Origin of the sequence: Streptomyces sp. P9(2023) (assembly GCF_032436795.1) — a bacterium.
GTDB lineage: Bacteria > Actinomycetota > Actinomycetes > Streptomycetales > Streptomycetaceae > Streptomyces.
On sequence record NZ_JAUPWM010000015.1, the window covers coordinates 13,290 to 31,385 of the forward strand.

Sequence of the window (18,096 nt, forward strand, 5' to 3'; positions counted from 1 at the left end):
TCCCGGCGCCGCCCGCCCGTTTCATCCACCGAAACGTGCGGGCGGCGGCCGTCCCGGCTCGCGTAGATTGCCCGTGACATCCGAGTGGGACGACGCCGGTGACGGCGGTACAGGTGGCGGCGGTACAGGTGACAGTGGCAAGGCAGTTCGTGACGGAAGCCCGCAGGATCGTCGTCAAGGTCGGCTCGTCCTCACTCACCACCGCGTCCGGCGGCCTCGACGCCGACCGGGTCGACGCCCTCGTCGACGTCCTCGCCAAGGTCCGCAGCGGCGGCGAGAAGGAGATCGTCCTCGTCTCCTCCGGTGCCATCGCCGCCGGACTCGCCCCGCTCGGCCTCACCCGCCGCCCCAAGGACCTCGCCCGCCAGCAGGCCGCCGCCAGCGTCGGCCAGGGCCTGCTCGTCGCCCGGTACACCGCCTCCTGCGCCCGCTACGGCGTGCGCGTCGGCCAGGTCCTGCTCACCACCGACGACACCAGCCGGCGCGCCCACTACCGCAACGCCTACCGGACCCTCGACCAGCTGCTCGCCATGGGTGCCCTGCCGGTCGTCAACGAGAACGACACCGTCGCCACGGACGAGATCCGGTTCGGCGACAACGACCGGCTCGCCGCCCTCGTCGCCCATCTCGTCCGCGCCGACCTGCTCGTCCTCCTCTCCGACGTCGACGGGCTCTACGACGGCGACCCCGCCAAGCCGGGCACCTCGCGGATCGCCGAGGTGGCGGGCCCCGAGGACATCGCCCACGTCGAGATCGGCTCCGCCGGCAAGGCCGGGGTCGGCACCGGCGGCATGGTCACCAAGGTCGAGGCCGCCCGGATCGCGGCCGCCGCCGGCATCCCCGTCGTCCTCACCTCCGCCAGCCGCGCCGCCGACGCCCTGTCCGGCCGCGACACCGGTACGTACTTCCACCGCACCGGCCGCCGCTCCGCCGACCGGCTGCTCTGGCTCGCCCACGCCTCCACCCCCCAGGGCCACCTGACCCTGGACGACGGCGCGGTACGGGCCGTGGTCGAGGGCAAGAAGTCGCTGCTCGCGGCTGGGATCGCCGCCGTCGAGGGGGAGTTCGTGGCGGGCGACCCGGTCGAACTGCGTGACACCGGCGGCCGGGCAGTCGCCCGCGGGCTCGTCAACTTCGACGCCAAGGAGATCCCCCGGATGCTCGGCCGCTCCACGCCCGAGCTCGCCCGCGAGCTCGGCCCCGAGTACGAGCGGGAGGTCGTCCACCGCGACGATCTGGTGGTCGTCCGCGCCTGATCCGCGCCTTTGCTGGGAGTGCGGATCGGCAGGCGGATCGGCAGGCGGATCGACGTGCGGATCGGCAGGCGGATCGACGTGCGGATCGGCGTGCGCAGAAACGGCTGAAAGACCGGCCATCCGGTAGGGACCTTTACCAAAACGGCCCCACGTGCCGCCTCGGGCTGGTCAACTTTGTCTCGGGGACAGGACAAGGGCGGGGTACAGCACCACACGCATCAAACAGGAGGCCGCCGGTGAGACGAGCGCGCCCAGGGGCACCGCCCCGCGGGACAGCCGAACGCGCCCTGACCAGTGTCGAGGCCGGAGCCGACTTCGACGAGGGACAGAGCACCGAGACAGCTGAGGCACGCGGTGAGGAGCGGGTGGTGGTCGCCTCCAAGCTCTGGCACATCACGCTCAGCGTCTCGGGGGCCGAGGCCCCGCTGAAGGAGGTCAGGCGCGGGCTCGAACAGCTGGCCCACGACCATCCCTTCTTGCTGACCAGCCGCTACGCCAATGATCACGCGGAGATCCGCTACTGGGAAGAGGCCCGTGACCTGCACGATGCCGCGGCGGTCGCGCTGCGGCTGTGGGGCGAGCACCGGCAGAGCGCCAAGCTGCCGCCCTGGGAGATCGTCGGCCTGGAGGTCATCGACCGGGAGACGTACCACCAGCGCATCGCCGAGGGCTACGGCCCCCCACCGGCCGCCCCGGTGGGGGTCCACCCGTACTGAGCCGTAGTGCTCCGTCACGGGGCGTCTCGGAGTACGGGATGCGGACGGCATTCGTGAGGGATGTCCGCAGAGGTGCCAGTACCCTGCGGGCATGACCTCGCTCACGCCCCTCGACAACCTGTCCCCGGTCGCCCGGGCCGCCTACCGCGCCCGCGCCGCCGCCGCCGAAATCGCGCCACTTCCGCGCGCGGCCAAGGACGACGCCCTGCTGGCGATCGCGGACGCTCTCGAGGTCCGCACCGCCGAGATCGTCGAGGCCAACGCGGAGGACATCGCCCGCGCCCGCGAGGCCGGGACCAGCGAGACCGTCATCGACCGGCTCACCCTCACCCCCGAGCGCGTCCGCGCCATCGCCGCCGACGTCCGTGACGTGGCCGCCCTGCCCGACCCGGTCGGCGAGGTCGTCCGCGGCTCGACCCTCCCCAACGGGATCGACCTGCGCCAGGTCCGCGTCCCCCTCGGCGTCGTCGGCATCATCTACGAGGCCCGCCCCAACGTGACCGTCGACGCGGCCGCCCTCTGCCTCAAGTCCGGCAACGCCGTCCTGCTGCGCGGCTCGTCCTCCGCGTACTCCTCCAACACCGCCCTGGTGAAGGTCCTGCGCGACGCCGTCGGAGGCGCCGGCCTGCCCGCCGACGCCATCCAGCTCGTCCCCGGCGAGTCCCGCGACTCGGTACGGGAGCTGATGCGCGCCCGCGGTCTGGTCGACGTCCTCATCCCGCGCGGCGGCGCCTCCCTGATCCGTACGGTGGTCGAGGAGTCCACCGTCCCCGTCATCGAGACCGGCACCGGCAACTGCCACGTCTACGTGGACGCCCAGGCCGACCTCGACATGGCCGTCGACATCCTGATCAACTCCAAGGCCCAGCGGCCCAGCGTCTGCAACTCCGCCGAGACCCTCCTGGTCCACCAGGACATCGCGGAGGCCTTCCTGCCCCGCGCCCTGGCCGCCCTGGCCGACGCCGGCGTCACCGTCCACGCCGACGAGCGGATCCTCGCCCACGCCGAGGGCTCCAAGGCCACCGTCGTCCCCGCGACCCCCGAGGACTGGGAGACCGAGTACCTCTCCTACGACATCGCCGCCGCCGTCGTGGACTCCCTCGACAAGGCCGTCGAGCACATCCGGCTCTGGTCCTCCGGCCACACCGAGGCGATCGTCACCACCTCGCAGGCCGCCGCCCGCCGCTTCACCCAGCTGGTCGACTCCACGACGGTCGCGGTCAACGCGTCCACCCGGTTCACCGACGGAGGCCAGTTCGGCTTCGGCGCCGAGATCGGCATCTCGACCCAGAAACTCCATGCCCGCGGGCCCATGGGCCTGCCCGAGCTGACCTCGACGAAGTACATCGTCACCGGCGACGGTCACATCCGGTAGCCACGGTTTCCCCCGTTCGGCCCCGCTCCCGCGGGGCCGTCGGGGGACCGGACGGCCGGGGATAGTTCGCACTCTCCCTGCCCAAAACCACCTCCCAGGTCTACTCTGAAAAACGTGCCGGACGACGTGGGGGGCGGGCCGTTCCAGGACGGCCGGGAGCCCTGGGAGCCCGACGACGACCGCGGGGGCGCGAAGGACGACTTCGCCACCGTGGTGTTCGACGAGGACTTCGTACGGGCCGCCGAGGTCCATGAGCCGACCGCCGTGGAGCGCCTCCTGGCCGCCGCGCAGGCGCGCGCCGAGGCGGAGGCCGCCCGGGCCCGAGCCGGCGGCCGACCAGGCGAGGACGACCCCTACGAGGACGGCTACGACCCCTCGGACCCGTTCCACGGCCGCTACGGCGACGAGTACGACCCGGACGACTCCGACGGCGACTCCGGCCCCTACGGCCCCCACGGCGGCGCCCTGCGCCCCTACCGGGGCAGCGCCCGCTGGCGCCGGCCCGTCGCCTGGGTGCTCGCCCTGGTGATGGGCGTCGGCATGGTCGCCCTCGCCTTCACCGCGGTCTACCGGGGCGCCTCCGCCAACCGCCAGGACCAGGTCCCGGCCCCCGCCACCACCGGCATCGACAAGCCGAGCGGGAGCCCACCGGCGGTCACCGCCCCCTCGGCCTCCGCCGAGTACTCCGCGCCCCCCGTCCCCGCCGTTCCCCGCACGCCCTGACCCCTTTCGGGCACGCGTCGGACACGCGGCCGGGCCTTCGGTCCGCTCCGTCCGAATTCTTCGAAACTTGTCGTGTACCTGGGCGTTTACCGGAGCCGTGTCCGACCTACTCTGAAGGTATGGCAGGGCGTGGCGACCCGCCTGAGGGGCCGGTTCCCGACCCCGGCGGTGGTGAGGACGAGTACCGATCCGTCGTCTTCGACGAGTCGTTCGTCCGCGCTGCCCGGCTCCAGGAGTTCTCCGCGGAAGAGCGGATGGGAGAGCACTCCCAGGCCGTCCGCTCCCGCCCCGGCCGGGAGGCCAGAAGCGGCTCCCACCAGGCGATCCTGCTGGTGCTGCTGATCCTCCTCGCCTTCGGTACGGCCATCTACCTCGGCGTCCGCAACCCCTACCAGCCGCCGGTCGACGAGCGGGCCGAACCGCTGCGGATCACCATGGTCCCGCTCGCCCCGCAGGGCCCCGTCCCGGGCGGCACTCCCGCCCAGCTGTTCGCCGCCGGCCCCGCCGCCGAGTTCCGCACCGGTGCCGCCGGCATCAACCTCCCGGTCGCCGGACGCACCACCCACTTCTCGGAGGGCCAGGTCGTGACCGCCCTCTCCATTGCCAAGGACTACCTCGTGGCCTCCTCGCTGGAGCCCGACGTGCTGGCGGGCGTCACGGTCCGCCCGGCGCGGCTGCTGCTCGACCCCGACCAGCTGGCGCAGTTCGACCGGAGCGTCGAGTCCTCGCTCGACGACGGCCGTCACGCGGAGGCCGGCTGGCTGGTCCGGTTCGACCCGGCCGAGGTCGCCCTCGCCGACCCGACGATCCGGGTCCAGGGCACCCTCCGCTTCGCGGAGACGGCCACGGACATGCTGGAGGTCACCGCGGACTACACCTTCACCTACGCGCTGCGCCCGGCCGACGCCGGCGCCGGCCCGGTGGCCCAGGCCTCCCTCTTCACCGTCCACCGCGCGATGCACTTCCGCTTCGACCGCGAGGACCTGCGGATGCACCGCACGGAGCTGCTGGCCAGCACCGTCCAGGCCGGTCCGCAGGCCTGCGGACCGGACGCCAGCGGGGCCCTCCGCCCGCTGCTCGCCGGCGAACGCGCCGCCGACTCGGGCGGGGCGGCCGTCACCGACCCCTACGCCACGGGCCGGCCCGCCGTCTCCTCGCTCTGCGGGACCCTCGCCCCGAGCGCTCAGCCCTCGCTCTGACCCTTGCCGCCGCCGTCGCTCCCGCTGCCGCCGTCGGTGTCGCCGCTGTCACCCGTCCCGCCGCTGCCCGCAGCGCCGTCGTCGCCGTCGCTGTGCGAGGCCCCGCCGCCGAACCGGCTGCGCAGCTTCCCGCCCAGGTCGCCCGCCAGGTCCCCCGCGCCACCGGCTATGTCGCCGACCAGCTTCATCAGCGGATCCTTGCTCGTGCGCACCGACTCGGCGTAGTGCCCGGCCGACTGGCGGAAGGAGTCGGTCACCGAGGTGTCCTTGTCCTCCGAGCGCCGCGGGTAGTGCCCGTCCATGATCCGCTGGTAGTCCCGCGTCTCGGACCACTTCTTCAGCTCGGCCGCCCGGACGGTGGTGAAGGGGTGCGTGCGCGGCAGCACGTTCAGGATCTTCAGGACGGAGTCCCGCAGGTCGCCGCCCTTCTCGTACTCGTCGGCCTGGGCGAGGAACGCGTCCACGTTCATCTCGTGCAGGTGGTTACCGCCGGCGATCTTCATCAGGCCGCGCATCGACGCCTGGATGTCCTGGCCGGCCAGGAGACCCGCCCGGTCCGCGGACAGCTCGGACTTGCGGAACCACTCCCGCAGAGCCGTCACGATCGCCATGATCGCCATGTTCCCGAGCGGGATCCAGGCGACCTTGACCGCGAGCGTCGTGAGGAAGAGCAGGATCGTGCGGTACACGGAGTGGCCGGAGAGGGCGTGGCCCACCTCGTGGCCGACGACCGCCCGCATCTCCTCCTCGTCGAGCAGCTCCACGAGGCCGGTGGTGACCACGATGATCGGCTCGTCCAGGCCGATGCACATCGCGTTCGGCTTCGGGTCCTGCGTGACGTACATCGGCGGGACCTTCTCCAGGTCCAGGATGTAACACGCGTCCCTCAACATGTCGTTGAGGTGGGAGAACTGGGCGTCACTCACCCGCACGGAGTCGGAGAGGAAGAGCAGTCGCAGGCTGCGCTCGGGCAGCAGCCCGCTGAGCGCCTTGAAGACCGTGTCGAAGCCGGTGAGCTTGCGCAGGGCCACGAGCGCCGACCGGTCCGCCGGATGCTCGTACGCCCGCGAGGAGATACCGGCGAAGCGCTTGCGCTGCCTGCTCGGCACGTTCCCCTGGTCGTTGTCGGTCTTCTCTGTCATGGATGCCCCCTGTTCGTACGAGACCTTGCTCGTCCCCCTGACGCATCCCAGCCTAGGCGCTGGGCTCCCCAGCCGTGTGAGCCTGTGGATAACTCGGGACGGGGGACAACTGCGGGGTACGACAGCCCGGTCAACGACTGAGTCGGCGTGAGCGTGCCCGGACGGCCCGCATACGATGTGCGCGAAGTCTCCGCTCCCATCCCCGATCGATAGGTCCTGCTGAAGATGAGCCTCCACAGCACCGCCGCGAACCTGGTCATGCTCGCCGAGGGCGCCGAGCGCGGCGGCAACCACGACAGCCTCAACCCGTACCTCACCGGTCTCGGCGCGCTCGGCGCGCTGCTCCTGCTGCTGTGGATCACCACCCGCTTCAACCGCGACCGCTGAGCCGGCGACCGGACGGCGGGCGCCCGCAGCCGTGCCAGTAGGCTCTGCACGCATGGGAGAGCAGGAAGTGCCTACTGGCGGCCGCGGCAAGCGCCGACTCGGTGTGATGGGCGGAACGTTCGACCCGATCCACCACGGACACCTGGTGGCCGCCAGCGAGGTGGCCGCCCTGTTCCACCTCGACGAGGTGGTGTTCGTGCCGACCGGGCAGCCGTGGCAGAAGAGCCACAAGGCGGTCTCGCCGGCCGAGGACCGCTACCTGATGACGGTCATCGCCACGGCGTCCAACCCGCAGTTCTCGGTCAGCCGTATCGAGATCGACCGGGGCGGGCCGACGTACACCATCGACACACTTCGGGACCTGCGCTCCCTCAACAGCGACTCCGACCTCTTCTTCATCACGGGGGCCGACGCGCTGTCGCAGATCCTCACGTGGCGCGACGCCGAGGAGCTGTTCTCGCTCGCCCACTTCATCGGCGTCACCCGGCCGGGCCACGACCTCACGGACGACGGCCTGCCCAAGGGCGGCGTCTCGCTGGTCGAGGTTCCCGCGCTCGCCATCTCCTCCACCGACTGCCGGGCGAGGGTCGCGCAGGGCGACCCGGTCTGGTATTTGGTGCCGGACGGTGTGGTGCGCTACATCGACAAGCGCCAGTTGTACCGCGGCGAGTGAGCCTCGGAGAGGGGCACCGGTGAACGATCAGAACCCGTACGACCCGTACTACCCGCAGCCGCAGCTCATCGGCTACGACGAGTACGGGCAGCCGGTGTACCAGCAGGTCCCACCGCAGGGGCAGCAGCCACAGTCGTACGACGCGTACGACCCGTACGGCGCTCAGCAGCAGGGCCGGCAGCAGGGCCGGCAGCAGGGGTACGGATACGACGCCTACGGGCAGCCCGTCCAGCCCCAGCAGCCCCAGGCGCCTCAGCAGCCGCAGTACGACCCGTACGGCCAGCAGCAGCAGCACCAGCGGCAGCAGCAGGACTACCGCTACTCCTCGTACGACACCGGTCAGCACACCGGCCAGCAGTGGGCGGTCCAGCCCGAGACGGCCCCCGCTCCGGCGCCCCCCGCGGCTCCCGTGGCCGCGCCGCCCGGCGTGCCGGGCCCGCGCCCGGCGCCCGAGGGCGGCGGCGACCGCGACTGCCGCACCGAGCAGTTCTCGTTCATCGAGGAGCCCGACGAGGACTCCGAAGACGTCATCGACTGGCTGAAGTTCACCGAGAGCCGCTCCGAGCGGCGCGAGGAGGCCAGGCGCCGCGCCCGCAGCCGTGTCGTCGCCCTGATCGTGGTCGTCGCCCTCGTCCTGGTCGGCGGGGTCGGCTACCTGTGGTCCGAGGGCAAGCTCCCCGGCATGTCCGCCGAAGAGCAGCAGGGGAACACCGCCACCGGCCCGCAGAAGCGCGACACGATCGTCGTCCACCTCCACGACATCAAGAGCGGCGCCACCTCGACCGCCCTCCTGGTCGACAACACGACCACCGGGCAGGGCACGACCGTCCTGCTCCCCGGCTCCCTCTCGGTGGCCAACGACGACGGCATCCCGACCACCCTCGCGAAGTCCGTCGAGGACGACGGTTCCAGCGGCACCCGCGAGGCGATCGGCAACCTCCTCGGCACGAAGATCACCGGCACCTGGCGCCTGGACTCCCCGTTCCTGGAGAACCTGGTCGAGGTGGTCAGCAACGTCGACCTGACCACCGACGTCACCGTGCCCAGCGACAAGAAGGGCGAGGACCCGCTCGTCACCAAGGGCGAGAACCAGACGCTCAACGGCCGCGCCGCCGTCGCCTACGCGACCTACCGCGCGCCCGGCGAGGCCGAGGCCAAGCAGCTCCAGCGCTTCGGCCAGGTCCTCTACGCGGTACTGCGGAAGATGTCCGACGACCCCAAGGCCAACGCGGACACCATCGCGACGCTCGTCATGATCCTCGACCCCTCCCTTCCGGAGAAGGACCTCGGCGCCTCGCTCGCCGGGCTGGCCGAGCGTGCCAAGGGCGGCGACTACAAAACGGCGGTGCTCCCGGTGGAGCAGGACGGCTCGCTCACCGAGGCGGCGGCCGCCAGTGTGGTCAAGGACATTCTCGGCGGCAAGGTCAGCGCCCCCGAGCAGGGTTCCGCGGTCCGCGTCTCCGTACGCGACGCCACCGGCAAGGACGCCACCGAGCCCGCCAGGGTCGTGCTGGTCAACGGAGGCTTCGCCTTCGTCGGCGGCGCCGAGGCGGACACCCAGGAGACGTCACAGGTCCTGTACGGCGACGACGCGAAGAAGGCGACCGCCGTCGAGGTGGCCAAGACGCTCGGCCTGCCGGACAGCGCGGCGAAGAAGGGCAAGCCCGCCGGAAACGCCGATGTCACGGTGGTTCTGGGCCAGGACTACAAGATCCCCGGGAGCAAGAAGTGACCCGTTCGTAATCGTTTGCGGGGCGGTCGGCGGCACGTGAGACCCTTGATGTGTCTCTGACCGCCGACGAAAGCCTGCTTGTGACCGCCACGGATCGTTCCATCGAGCTCGTCAACGCCGCCGCCCAGGCGGCGGCCGACCGGCTCGCGCACGACATCATCGCGTACGACGTCAGCGATGTGCTGTCGATCACCGACGCCTTCCTGCTCGCCTCCGCGCCCAACGACCGCCAGGTCAAGTCGATCGTCGACGAGATCGAGGAGCGGCTCAACAAGGAGCTCGGCGCCAAGCCGGTCCGCCGCGAGGGCGACCGCGACGCCCGCTGGATCCTGCTGGACTACGTCGACATCGTCGTCCACGTCCAGCACAGCGAGGAGCGGGTCTTCTACGCCCTGGAGCGGCTCTGGAAGGACTGCCCCGAGCTGCCCCTCCCCGAGGACGCCCTGAAGACCCGCGGCAAGGCCGCCGAGCACGCCGCGCTCACCGGTGTCGGCGACGAGACGGACGGTGAGCTGAGCTGAGCGCCACCAAGGGCGGCAGCGGCCGCCGCATCGTCCTGTGGCGGCACGGCCAGACCGCATGGAACCTGGAGCGCCGCTTCCAGGGCTCCACGGACATCGAGCTGACCGAGACCGGCGTCGCCCAGGCGCGCCGGTCCGCCCGGCTGCTCGCCTCGCTCAAGCCGGACGCGATCATCGCCTCCGACCTGAAGCGGGCGGCGGCCACCGCGGCCGAGCTGGCCGCGCTCACCGGCCACCCCATCGAGCACGACTCCGCCCTGCGTGAGACGTACGCGGGGGAGTGGCAGGGCCTGACCCACGACGAGATCGTGGCGCGGTACGGCGAGCAGTACGCCGCCTGGAAGCGCGGCGAGCCCGTGCGCCGGGGCGGCGGCGAGCTGGAGACCGAGGTCGCCGACCGGGCCGCCCCGGTGGTCCTGGAGTACGCCGACAAGCTGCCCGAGGACGGCACGCTCGTCGTCGTGAGCCACGGCGGCACCATCCGCACCACCATCGGCCGGCTCCTCGGCCTGGAGGCGCATCACTGGGAGAGCCTCGGCGGGCTCTCCAACTGCTGCTGGTCCGTCCTCGGTGAGGGCGCCCGGGGCTGGCGGCTCATGGAGCACAACGCCGGCACGCTGCCCGAACCCGTCCTCGGCGACGACGACTGACCGGTCCAGGGACTCGGATTTCACTTTCCGGCAGGTCACAGGCTAAAGTTCTTCTTGTTCGCAGCGCGGAGCGCGAAGAACACGAGGGGCTATAGCTCAGTTGGTAGAGCGCCTGCATGGCATGCAGGAGGTCAGGAGTTCAATTCTCCTTAGCTCCACAGTCACCGGATCCCGTCCCCACCAGGGGGCGGGATTCGTCGTTTCCGGCACAGGGTCCCGGCCGGTCGTCTCCCTCACGTCCAGGTGTCCACCCCCTCGGCGCGCAGAGTCTCGACAGCCCGTCTGCTCGCCTCGTCGTTGGGCGTGTACGCCACGATCCGGCACTCGGGCATCCCGTTGATGGAGAGCGACACCGAGGTCATCCGCAGCTCTCCGACGGCGTCGTGACGGAAGGTCTTGACGTGGCTGCCGGGCGGGACCACATCGCCGCTCCGCCACATCCGTGCGAACTCGGGGCTCGCCTCCGAGAGCCGCCGGACGAACGACTCCCAGGCGGGCTCGCCCACGTGCCGACCGTACGCGCCGCGCATCTGGGCCACCATCAGCGGCAGCTCGCGCCCCTTGTCGACGACGGGACAGCGGTGGTCGTCGATCGTGAAGAGCGTCCACAGCACGTTGCGGACCTCGGCGGGTGTGGTCTCCGGAGCGTCGAACAGCAGCCGGTACGTCGAGTTGGTCGCGAGCACGTCGTAGCGGCTGTTGTAGACGACCGCCGGATGAGGCACCAGGGCGTCCAGAATGCCCTGGATCTCCGGACTGACCACGTCCACGTCCTCCGTACCGTGGTCCGGCGCGAACGGCACCTCCGCCAAGTGGTACAGATGCTCGCGCTCGGGCCGGTCGAGCCTTAAGACGCGGGCCACCGCGTCGAGCACCTGGGCGGAGGCGTTGATCGGACGGCCCTGTTCGAGCCAGGTGTACCAGGTGACGCCGACTCCGGAGAGCTGCGCGACCTCCTCGCGGCGCAGCCCGGGCGTACGGCGGCGCAGGCCCGGTGGCATGCCCACGTCCTCCGGAGTCACCCGAGCCCTGCGGCCGCGCAGGAACGCGGCCAGTTCGTGTCTGCGGCGCTGTTGTGCCGGTGCTGGTTGTGTCGCTGCTCGCTGTGCCGGTGCTGCCACGATCGTCACACCCCCCATGGTCGAGTCCCCGTACCGCCGTTGCCAGGTGCTGTCGGTACCAGGATCAGCGGGCTCTCGTTACCCGTATCGGATCGCCGTCACGCTGCCTGTCATGACGACGACCACCACACGTCCCGTACTCAGTAAAGACGGTGGCACCGACAACCGGCAGCGGCTGCTGCTCGCGGTCGTGCTCGCCGCCCAGTTCATGGCCCTGCTCGACGTCTTCATCGTCAACGTCGCCGCGCCCACGATCCGTACCGAACTCTCCGCCTCCGGGGCGGGACTTCAGCTGGTGGTCGCGGGGTACACCATCGCCTACGCGGTCCTGCTGATCACCGGAGCACGGCTCGGTGACCGGCTGGGCCACCGCCGGACGTACCTCGGCGGCCTCGCTGTCTTCACGGCCGCCTCGCTCGCCTGCGGACTGGCCGCGGGAACAGGCCAGCTGGTCGCCTTCCGGCTCGTCCAGGGCGCGGGCGCGGCCCTGATGATCCCGCAGGTGCTCAGCCTCATCCAGCGGAACTTCACCGGAGAGGGCCGACTCCGCGCGCTCGGCGCGTACTCCGCGGTGCTCGCCACCGGCGCGGCCGCCGGCCAGGTCGTCGGCGGCGTCCTCGTCAGCGCGGATCTGTTCGGCAGCGGCTGGCGGCCGGTCTTCCTCGTCAACGTGCCGATCGGGCTCGTCCTGCTGGCCATGGGCGCCCGCGTACTGCCGCGCGACGCGCGCACCGCACCCGCACCCGGACGCGTGCGCTCCCTCGACCTGCCCGGTCTGGTCCTGCTCGCCGCGGCCGTCTCGCTCCTGACCGTCCCCCTGGTCCTCGGACAGGAGGAGGACTGGCCGCTGTGGTCCTGGCTCTCGCTCGCGGCCTCGGCGGTGGTCTTCGCGGCCTTCGGGGCGTACGAGTCGCGGCTCGCCCGCCGCGGTGGCACCCCGCTCATCGCCCCGCGCGTCCTGCGCATCCCCGGCATCGGACGGGCCGCGTGCCGGATCGGTGTGGCGATGGCCGTCAACGCCGGATTCCTGTTCACGATCACCCTGCACCTGCAGGGAGGGCTCGGCTACAGCGCCCTGCGCGCGGGACTGACCTTCGCGCCCGCGGCCGTCCTCTTCGGCGTGGTCGGCCTCACCTGGCGGCGTTGGCCGGCCCGCGCCCAGCGCTTCCTGGTCCCGGGAGGGTTCCTAGCCGCCGCGGCCTCCGCGCTGGTCGTGGGAGGCCTCCTCAAGGGCGGCGACACGGGCGGCTGGGCGCTCTATCCGGCGCTCGCCACCATGGGCGCGGGGCTCGCGCTCGCCTTCAGCCCCGCCCTGACCGGCGCACTGGCCGGCGTACGGCCCGAGGACGCCGCCGACGCCAGCGGTCTGCTCGCCACCGTCACGCAGCTCGGCCAGCTGATCGGAGTCGCGGCCTTCGGCAGCCTCTTCCTCGGCGGGCTGTACGCGCCAGGGGCGCACGGATCCGCCGACGCGCTGTGGGCGTGCGCTCTCGCGCTGGCCGCCGCCGCGATCTTGGGTGCGTCGACCGCCCTCGTACGCGGAGCTCGCTGACCCCCTTGCGAGGCCATGGCAGAATCGGACCGCCGGAGGGGAACGAGGGTCCGGGCCGAGGGGAGTGCGCGTTGGCCGTGAGTGGTGCCGAGGATGCCGAGGCCCATGCCGGTGCCGATGCCGGGGTCCTGTTCGACTGCCCCTCGTGCGGTTCCGCCCAGGTGGCCCAAATGCTCGGTGACAACGGCGGAGTGTCCTATGTGCGCACGTCCTGCGGCCACAGCTGGAGCTGAGTGATGGGTGCACACAGGCGGAAATGCGACTGGTGCGGCAGCGGTACGCCCATCGTCCGGGACATGGATCCGGTCAACGCCGAGTACCAGTACTGGTGCGAGGAGTGCGCGCGGGCGCTGATCATAAAAGGCGACCCCATCGAGACCTACCGCGAGCTCGAAGGGGAGCCGATCTACGGCCGGCTCCTCGACGAACACTGCACCCTCAAGCGCTTCTATTCCTTCGCAACGGCCTGACGCCGGCGCGCGTAGCCCAGGTACCCCACGAACAGTGCTGTCGCGGTCAGCGGATAGACCGCCGAGAGCAGCATCTGACCGGCGTTCTGGTCGAGTTCGGGGCGGCCCGGGTCGTGCGGCACCCACCAGAGCGCGAACGAGGCGAAGACGAGCGCCACGGCTCCCAGCGTCCAGCGCGGCCGCACGCGCGCGTGGCGGTCCACCAGCAGGACGAGCAGCGGCACGCACCAGACCCAGTGATGGGACCAGGAGATCGGGCTGATCATCAGCGCCGTGACCGCGCAGACGATCACGGCCAGGGCCTTGTCCCCGCGCAGAGCGACCCGTACCGCGAGGGTCATCGCCGCACCGCCGAGCACGGCCGCGACCACGGCCCACAGCAGGCCGGGGTCGTCGGTGTGCATCAGCCGCGCCAGTACCCCGCGCAGCGACTGGTTGGCGGTCTCCTCGGCGAAGCCGACCCGGCCGGTCTCGAAGAGCGTCCGGGTCCAGAAGTGCCGGGAGTCGTCCGGCAGGATCAGAGCACTGGCCAGCGTCGCCCCGAGGAACGCCGCGGTCGCCGTGCCGGCCGTGCGGAGCCACTGGTTCCACCACTTCTCCCGGCGCCACTGGAGCACGCCGACGGCCAGCAGAAGGACGACGAAGAGACCGGGTGTGAGCTTCACCGCAGTCGCCAGACCGATGCCTATGCCCGCCCAGCGGTTGCCCTCGCGGCGTGTGAAGTCCCACAGCACGGCGACCGCGATGAGCAGATTGATCTGCCCGTACCGCAGCGTCGTCCACACCGGCTCGCACCAGACCAGGGCCGCCGCAGCCCAGAAGGTGGTGCGCCACAGCCGCTCGCCCGAGAGGGACGGACGGACCAGTCGCAGCGAGAGCTGGACCAGCGCGACCACGAGGAGCAGGTTCCCCGCCGTGGTCAGCGTCCGCATCAGCGGAACGTCGACGAAGGTCAGCGGGACGAACAGCAGCCCCGCGAAGGGCGGATAGGTCATGGCGAGGTTCGCCGAGGTGGCGCGCATCGCGTAGAGGTCGCCGCCGGCCCGGACCGTCTCCCCCTCGGCCCGGTAGACCATCACGTCGAGCATGTTCACGTGGGCGAGCCGCTGGGCCACCCAGAAGGCGACGAACGACAGGAGACAGACGGTCGCGGCGGTGGCGAGGGGCCACTGGCGGGCGCGGGTTCGGGCGAGGGCGGGCGCGGTCACAGAGGGGGACCTTACCTGGCGGCCTCGGAGCGTCGGGGAAACGATTTGGAGTTCCCCCGGGAGGCCGGTTAATGTTCTGTCTGTCGCCGCGGGGGAAACCCGGAGCGGGGGCGGACAGCAAGGGGCTATAGCTCAGTTGGTAGAGCGCCTGCATGGCATGCAGGAGGTCAGGAGTTCAATTCTCCTTAGCTCCACAGTGAAGAGAAGCGGACCATCCGAATCGGATGGTCCGCTTCTTCGTTTGCGGGCTTCTTGTGGCTTCCTGTCGTGGCTTGGGGGTGTCAACCCCTGCCGCTGCCCAGTGCCTTGCGGCTGCCGCCGGGCGGCAGCGCAGGCAACTCCCGGGGCGCCTGCTGCTCGACCCGGAGCGCAAGGGCGGGACAGCGGCGTACGGCCCGCTGCGCCCGGCCGCGCAGATGCGTCGGTACGGAGGCGTCGGCGAGCGCCGGATAGCCGTCCGGCCCCAGCCTGATCAACTCCGGCACGATGTCCGCGCAGAGTCCGTGGCCCTGGCAGAGCGTCCAGTCCACGGCCAGCTTCTCGCCGCTCGGAATCGACTCCTCCGCGTCCTGCCGGCCGGGGGCGGGCAGTGGCAGCAGGCCGACGGTCGGGCGGCCGCAGCCGCCGCCGAGTACATGGGCGGCCAGATCGTCCGTGAAGGCCGAGAGCGTGGAGGCGAGGAAGCGGGCCGAACCGTCCGGGTGTTTGCACGCGCCCCGGCCCTTCACCGCCTGGGTGACCTCCCGCAGCGCCTCCAGGGCGGCCGGACCGCCCCCGTTCAGCACGTCGGAGAGACCGCCGGCCGCCGCGGGGAGCCCGAGCCGGCACGGCCCGCACTGGCCGGCCGTCTCCGCCGCCAGCCAGTTGGCGATCCTCAGCGACTCCCCGAGGGGGCAGGTCTCCGGCCCGATGGGCAGGATCGCCCCGGCCCCGAGTGCGCCGCCGACAGTCGCGAGGGACGCGCGCGAGACGACCGCGACGTCGACGGCGACCGCGTCGATCCAGTTGCCGTGGTAGCCACCGGTGAGGACGCCCTGGGGCAGCGGCGGGGCGCCCGCCAGCTGGAGCACGTACCGCAGCGGCACACCCGTGGGCACCTCGACGACCATCGGGCGGGCGACCGCACCGGACAGCGTCAGCAGGACCGTGCCGGGCTCCGAGTCCAGACCGGTGTGGCCGTAGCGGCGTGGACCGATCCGGGCCGCCACCGCGAGCTGGGCGAAGGTCTCGGCGTTGGACAGCAGCGTCGGAGCTCCGCCCACTCCCGACTCGGCCGCGCGCTCCCGGCGGCCGGGGGGCAGGGCGGGGCCGCCGCCCGCCGCGCGGATCACCGCCGACGCCTCCCCGGAGACCATGCGCTCGGGAGTCCGGACGACACGCGCGCGTAGAGCCTGTCCGCGCCGGTCGGAGAGGCCGCGTTCGGCGAGCGCGGCCCGGACGGAGACCTCCGTGGAGTTACGGGTCACGGCCACGATCAGCGTCCGGGCGCCGAGCGCCTCCGCCGCCAGCAGCGCGCCGTCCAGGATCAGGTGCGGGGCCCTGTTGAGCAGCACCGTGTCCTTGCGGCAGGCGGGCTCGCCCTCGCTGCCGTTGATCACGACCACCGGGCGCACCCCACGCCGGATCGCCGCCTGGCCGACCGCCCTGAGCTTGCGGCCGAAGGGAAATCCGGCGCCACCGCGCCCGTGGAGGAGTATCTCGTCCGCTAGCCGGGCGAGCTGCTCGCCGCCCAGGGGGTCCAGCGGCCCGTGCACCTTCAGGTGCATGTCGAGGCCGAGCCGCTCGACTAGGTCGAAGCCCTGGGTGAGCTGCGGCAGACCGACCACACGGACCTCGGGGACGTCGGGGAGCGGTACGTTCACGGGCGGTCTCCTGAGGGCGCGGTCCAGGGCTCACCGGCGGGCGGCGGGGTGGCGTACGTCGGCATGGAGGGCGGGGCGGCGTACGTCGGCATGGGAGGCGGGGTCGCGTACGTGGGCATCGGGGGCGAGGGAGTGGGCCAGGGGGCGGGGCGGAGGGGCTGGTCGGGGACGACGGGTATCTCCTCGGTCAGGGGCAGGCGCTCGCCGAGCGGGACGGCGCCTTCGGACGCGTACGGGGCGGGCTCGGGCGCCGGGGCGGCGCGGGACACCGCGCGGTAGGCCGCCGAGCAGCCGGCGGGGACGCCGGGGGCGGGGCGGTCGAGCCACTCGGCGGAGAGGGTGGCGGGTTCGTCGGGCACGCGCGCGTGGTCGGTCCCCTTGCCGCTGCCGTCCCTCCCGCTTCTGCCGGCCCTCCCTCTCCTCCTGGCCCTCCCGGCCCTTCTCGTCCTGTCGCTCCCTTCGGGTTCGGGTGGGGTACGGCCTTCCAGGGACGCCAGGAGCTTGGCGACGCGGTCGACGAGCGCCCGCTGGGTGGGGGCGGGCAGCATCCGTAGCGAAACGGCCGCAGCGACCGCGGTCAGCGCCAGGCAGTACAGGACGATGACCCAGGTGGCCGCGGGCCGTCCCGCGTACAGGCCGTGGATCAGGGCGAAGCTCCAGGCCGGATACGCCAGCATGTGCAGCGGCCGCCAGCGGGCGGCGAAGGTGCCCCGGCCCGCCAGGGTGCTGCGCAGGGCGCCGGTGGCGGCGGTCACGACCATGAGGAGCCCGGCGAGCGAGCCGAAGCCGATGAGCGCCGACGACCCCGTGACGCCGAGGCTGAAGGGGAGCAGGGCGCCGATCGGCTCGACATGGCCGAGGGAGACCTTGACGGTGCCGTGCAGCAGCAGGAAGCCGAGCGAGGCGACCGCGGTGCCGCGATGGATCCCCTGGGCGAGCAGCCGGTGCCGGGTGGAGAGCAGCAGCCGGTCGGTTGCCAGCAGGCCCCACGCGACCGACGCGGTGAGGGAGACCAGCGACAGCACTCCGCTGGTGAAGTCGAGCGCGGCCCGGAATCCGTCGCCGCCGCCGAGGACGAGCAGCGGAATGATCACCAACGCCGCGATCGAAATCCCGCCCTGAACCGGTCGGCTCATACCGGTTCGCAGGACGGGGGACGAGCGGTTCTTGCGATGAGGGTTCATGGGTGCGACTCCGAATGGTGCGGATAAGCGGTCCCGTTGCGGCATGCTAAGTCGCTGCATACCGACCGGTAGGTGGTTTGCTCGATTACGGGGCGCGGGACGGAGAACTGACTTTTGGGTTGCCCCGGATAGGGGCGATACGCGGAGTAACCCGGGCGCCTCGGGCGCGGTGGGCCACCGGGTGGAACGTCGGTGCGGCCCGTGCGGGCCCTGCGGTACCCTGACGCCATGCGTGCCGTACGCCTTCTGCTTAGCGAGCCGCGCTGATCAGTCCCGACGGATGAAAGATCCGGTCGGAATCGGCGCGGCGTCCCCTCCTGTGCGA

The 18,096-nt window shown here is 71.9% G+C and carries 17 protein-coding genes and 2 tRNA genes; 14 read left to right on the forward strand and 5 right to left on the reverse strand.

Annotation, left to right across the window (positions count from 1 at the left end):
• Positions 1-128: 128 nt before the first annotated feature.
• The 5 genes from proB to Q5762_RS20355 all read left to right on the forward strand — a co-directional run bounded on the left by proB (position 129) and on the right by Q5762_RS20355 (position 5,269).
• On the forward strand, positions 129-1,256 hold the full coding sequence (proB, locus tag Q5762_RS20335; protein WP_315893713.1) for a glutamate 5-kinase: 1,128 nt from the start codon (positions 129-131) through the stop codon (positions 1,254-1,256).
• A gap of 236 nt (positions 1,257-1,492) precedes the next feature.
• Positions 1,493-1,972 (forward strand): hypothetical protein, encoded by a 480-nt coding sequence (locus Q5762_RS20340; protein WP_315893599.1) that lies wholly within the window; start codon positions 1,493-1,495, stop codon positions 1,970-1,972.
• A gap of 91 nt (positions 1,973-2,063) precedes the next feature.
• Positions 2,064-3,347 (forward strand): glutamate-5-semialdehyde dehydrogenase, encoded by a 1,284-nt coding sequence (locus Q5762_RS20345; RefSeq protein WP_315893600.1) that lies wholly within the window; start codon positions 2,064-2,066, stop codon positions 3,345-3,347.
• Positions 3,348-3,461: 114 nt separating this feature from the next.
• Positions 3,462-4,070 carry a hypothetical protein gene (locus Q5762_RS20350; protein WP_315893601.1) on the forward strand — a complete coding sequence of 203 codons (609 nt, stop codon included), beginning with the start codon at positions 3,462-3,464 and terminating at the stop codon, positions 4,068-4,070.
• A 119-nt stretch (positions 4,071-4,189) separates the two neighbouring features.
• On the forward strand, positions 4,190-5,269 hold the full coding sequence (locus Q5762_RS20355; protein ID WP_315893602.1) for a hypothetical protein: 1,080 nt from the start codon (positions 4,190-4,192) through the stop codon (positions 5,267-5,269).
• Here Q5762_RS20355 and Q5762_RS20360 read toward each other — a convergent pair.
• Positions 5,254-6,411 (reverse strand): M48 family metallopeptidase, encoded by a 1,158-nt coding sequence (locus Q5762_RS20360; protein WP_315893603.1) that lies wholly within the window; start codon positions 6,409-6,411, stop codon positions 5,254-5,256. The genes Q5762_RS20355 and Q5762_RS20360 overlap by 16 nt on opposite strands.
• A 225-nt stretch (positions 6,412-6,636) precedes the next feature.
• On the opposite strand from Q5762_RS20360, the gene Q5762_RS20365 reads away from it, so the two are divergent.
• The 6 genes from Q5762_RS20365 (at position 6,637) to Q5762_RS20390 (ending at position 10,532) form a co-directional block, all read left to right on the forward strand.
• Complete coding sequence (locus tag Q5762_RS20365) at positions 6,637-6,798, forward strand: hypothetical protein (protein ID WP_315893604.1); 162 nt, start codon at positions 6,637-6,639, stop codon at positions 6,796-6,798.
• A 52-nt stretch (positions 6,799-6,850) separates the two neighbouring features.
• A complete protein-coding gene (nadD, locus tag Q5762_RS20370; protein ID WP_315893605.1) occupies positions 6,851-7,471 on the forward strand; it encodes a nicotinate-nucleotide adenylyltransferase in 621 nt (206 codons plus the stop codon).
• 19 nt (positions 7,472-7,490) lie between these two features.
• Positions 7,491-9,203, forward strand: coding sequence for an LCP family protein (locus tag Q5762_RS20375; protein ID WP_315893606.1), 1,713 nt, complete (start codon positions 7,491-7,493; stop codon positions 9,201-9,203).
• A gap of 80 nt (positions 9,204-9,283) precedes the next feature.
• Complete coding sequence (rsfS, locus tag Q5762_RS20380) at positions 9,284-9,724, forward strand: ribosome silencing factor (protein ID WP_399495214.1); 441 nt, start codon at positions 9,284-9,286, stop codon at positions 9,722-9,724.
• Positions 9,721-10,374 (forward strand): histidine phosphatase family protein, encoded by a 654-nt coding sequence (locus Q5762_RS20385; protein WP_315893714.1) that lies wholly within the window; start codon positions 9,721-9,723, stop codon positions 10,372-10,374. The genes rsfS and Q5762_RS20385 overlap by 4 nt, the downstream gene beginning before the upstream one ends.
• A gap of 85 nt (positions 10,375-10,459) precedes the next feature.
• Positions 10,460-10,532, forward strand: a tRNA-Ala gene (locus tag Q5762_RS20390).
• A gap of 75 nt (positions 10,533-10,607) precedes the next feature.
• Here the strand turns inward: Q5762_RS20390 and Q5762_RS20395 are convergent.
• Positions 10,608-11,513, reverse strand: coding sequence for a helix-turn-helix transcriptional regulator (locus Q5762_RS20395; RefSeq protein ID WP_315893608.1), 906 nt, complete (start codon positions 11,511-11,513; stop codon positions 10,608-10,610).
• Between the two features lie 94 nt (positions 11,514-11,607).
• Here Q5762_RS20395 and Q5762_RS20400 point away from each other — a divergent pair, with 94 nt between their 5' ends.
• Both Q5762_RS20400 and Q5762_RS20405 read left to right on the forward strand, forming a co-directional pair.
• Complete coding sequence (locus Q5762_RS20400) at positions 11,608-13,047, forward strand: MFS transporter (protein ID WP_315893609.1); 1,440 nt, start codon at positions 11,608-11,610, stop codon at positions 13,045-13,047.
• 236 nt (positions 13,048-13,283) lie between these two features.
• Entirely contained in the window at positions 13,284-13,517 is a 234-nt protein-coding gene (locus Q5762_RS20405) for a hypothetical protein (protein ID WP_260226316.1), read from the forward strand.
• Here the strand turns inward: Q5762_RS20405 and Q5762_RS20410 are convergent.
• Entirely contained in the window at positions 13,496-14,725 is a 1,230-nt protein-coding gene (locus Q5762_RS20410; protein ID WP_315893610.1) for a glycosyltransferase 87 family protein, read from the reverse strand. The genes Q5762_RS20405 and Q5762_RS20410 overlap by 22 nt on opposite strands.
• 121 nt (positions 14,726-14,846) lie before the next feature.
• Between Q5762_RS20410 and Q5762_RS20415 the strand changes: the two genes are divergently transcribed.
• Positions 14,847-14,919 (forward strand) — tRNA-Ala (locus tag Q5762_RS20415).
• A gap of 87 nt (positions 14,920-15,006) precedes the next feature.
• Here Q5762_RS20415 and Q5762_RS20420 read toward each other — a convergent pair.
• Positions 15,007-16,587 (reverse strand): NADH-ubiquinone oxidoreductase-F iron-sulfur binding region domain-containing protein, encoded by a 1,581-nt coding sequence (locus Q5762_RS20420; RefSeq protein WP_315893611.1) that lies wholly within the window; start codon positions 16,585-16,587, stop codon positions 15,007-15,009.
• Positions 16,584-17,681 (reverse strand): hypothetical protein, encoded by a 1,098-nt coding sequence (locus Q5762_RS20425; RefSeq protein WP_315893715.1) that lies wholly within the window; start codon positions 17,679-17,681, stop codon positions 16,584-16,586. Before Q5762_RS20425 ends, Q5762_RS20420 begins: the two co-directional genes overlap by 4 nt.
• Between the last annotated feature and the right edge of the window lie 415 nt (positions 17,682-18,096).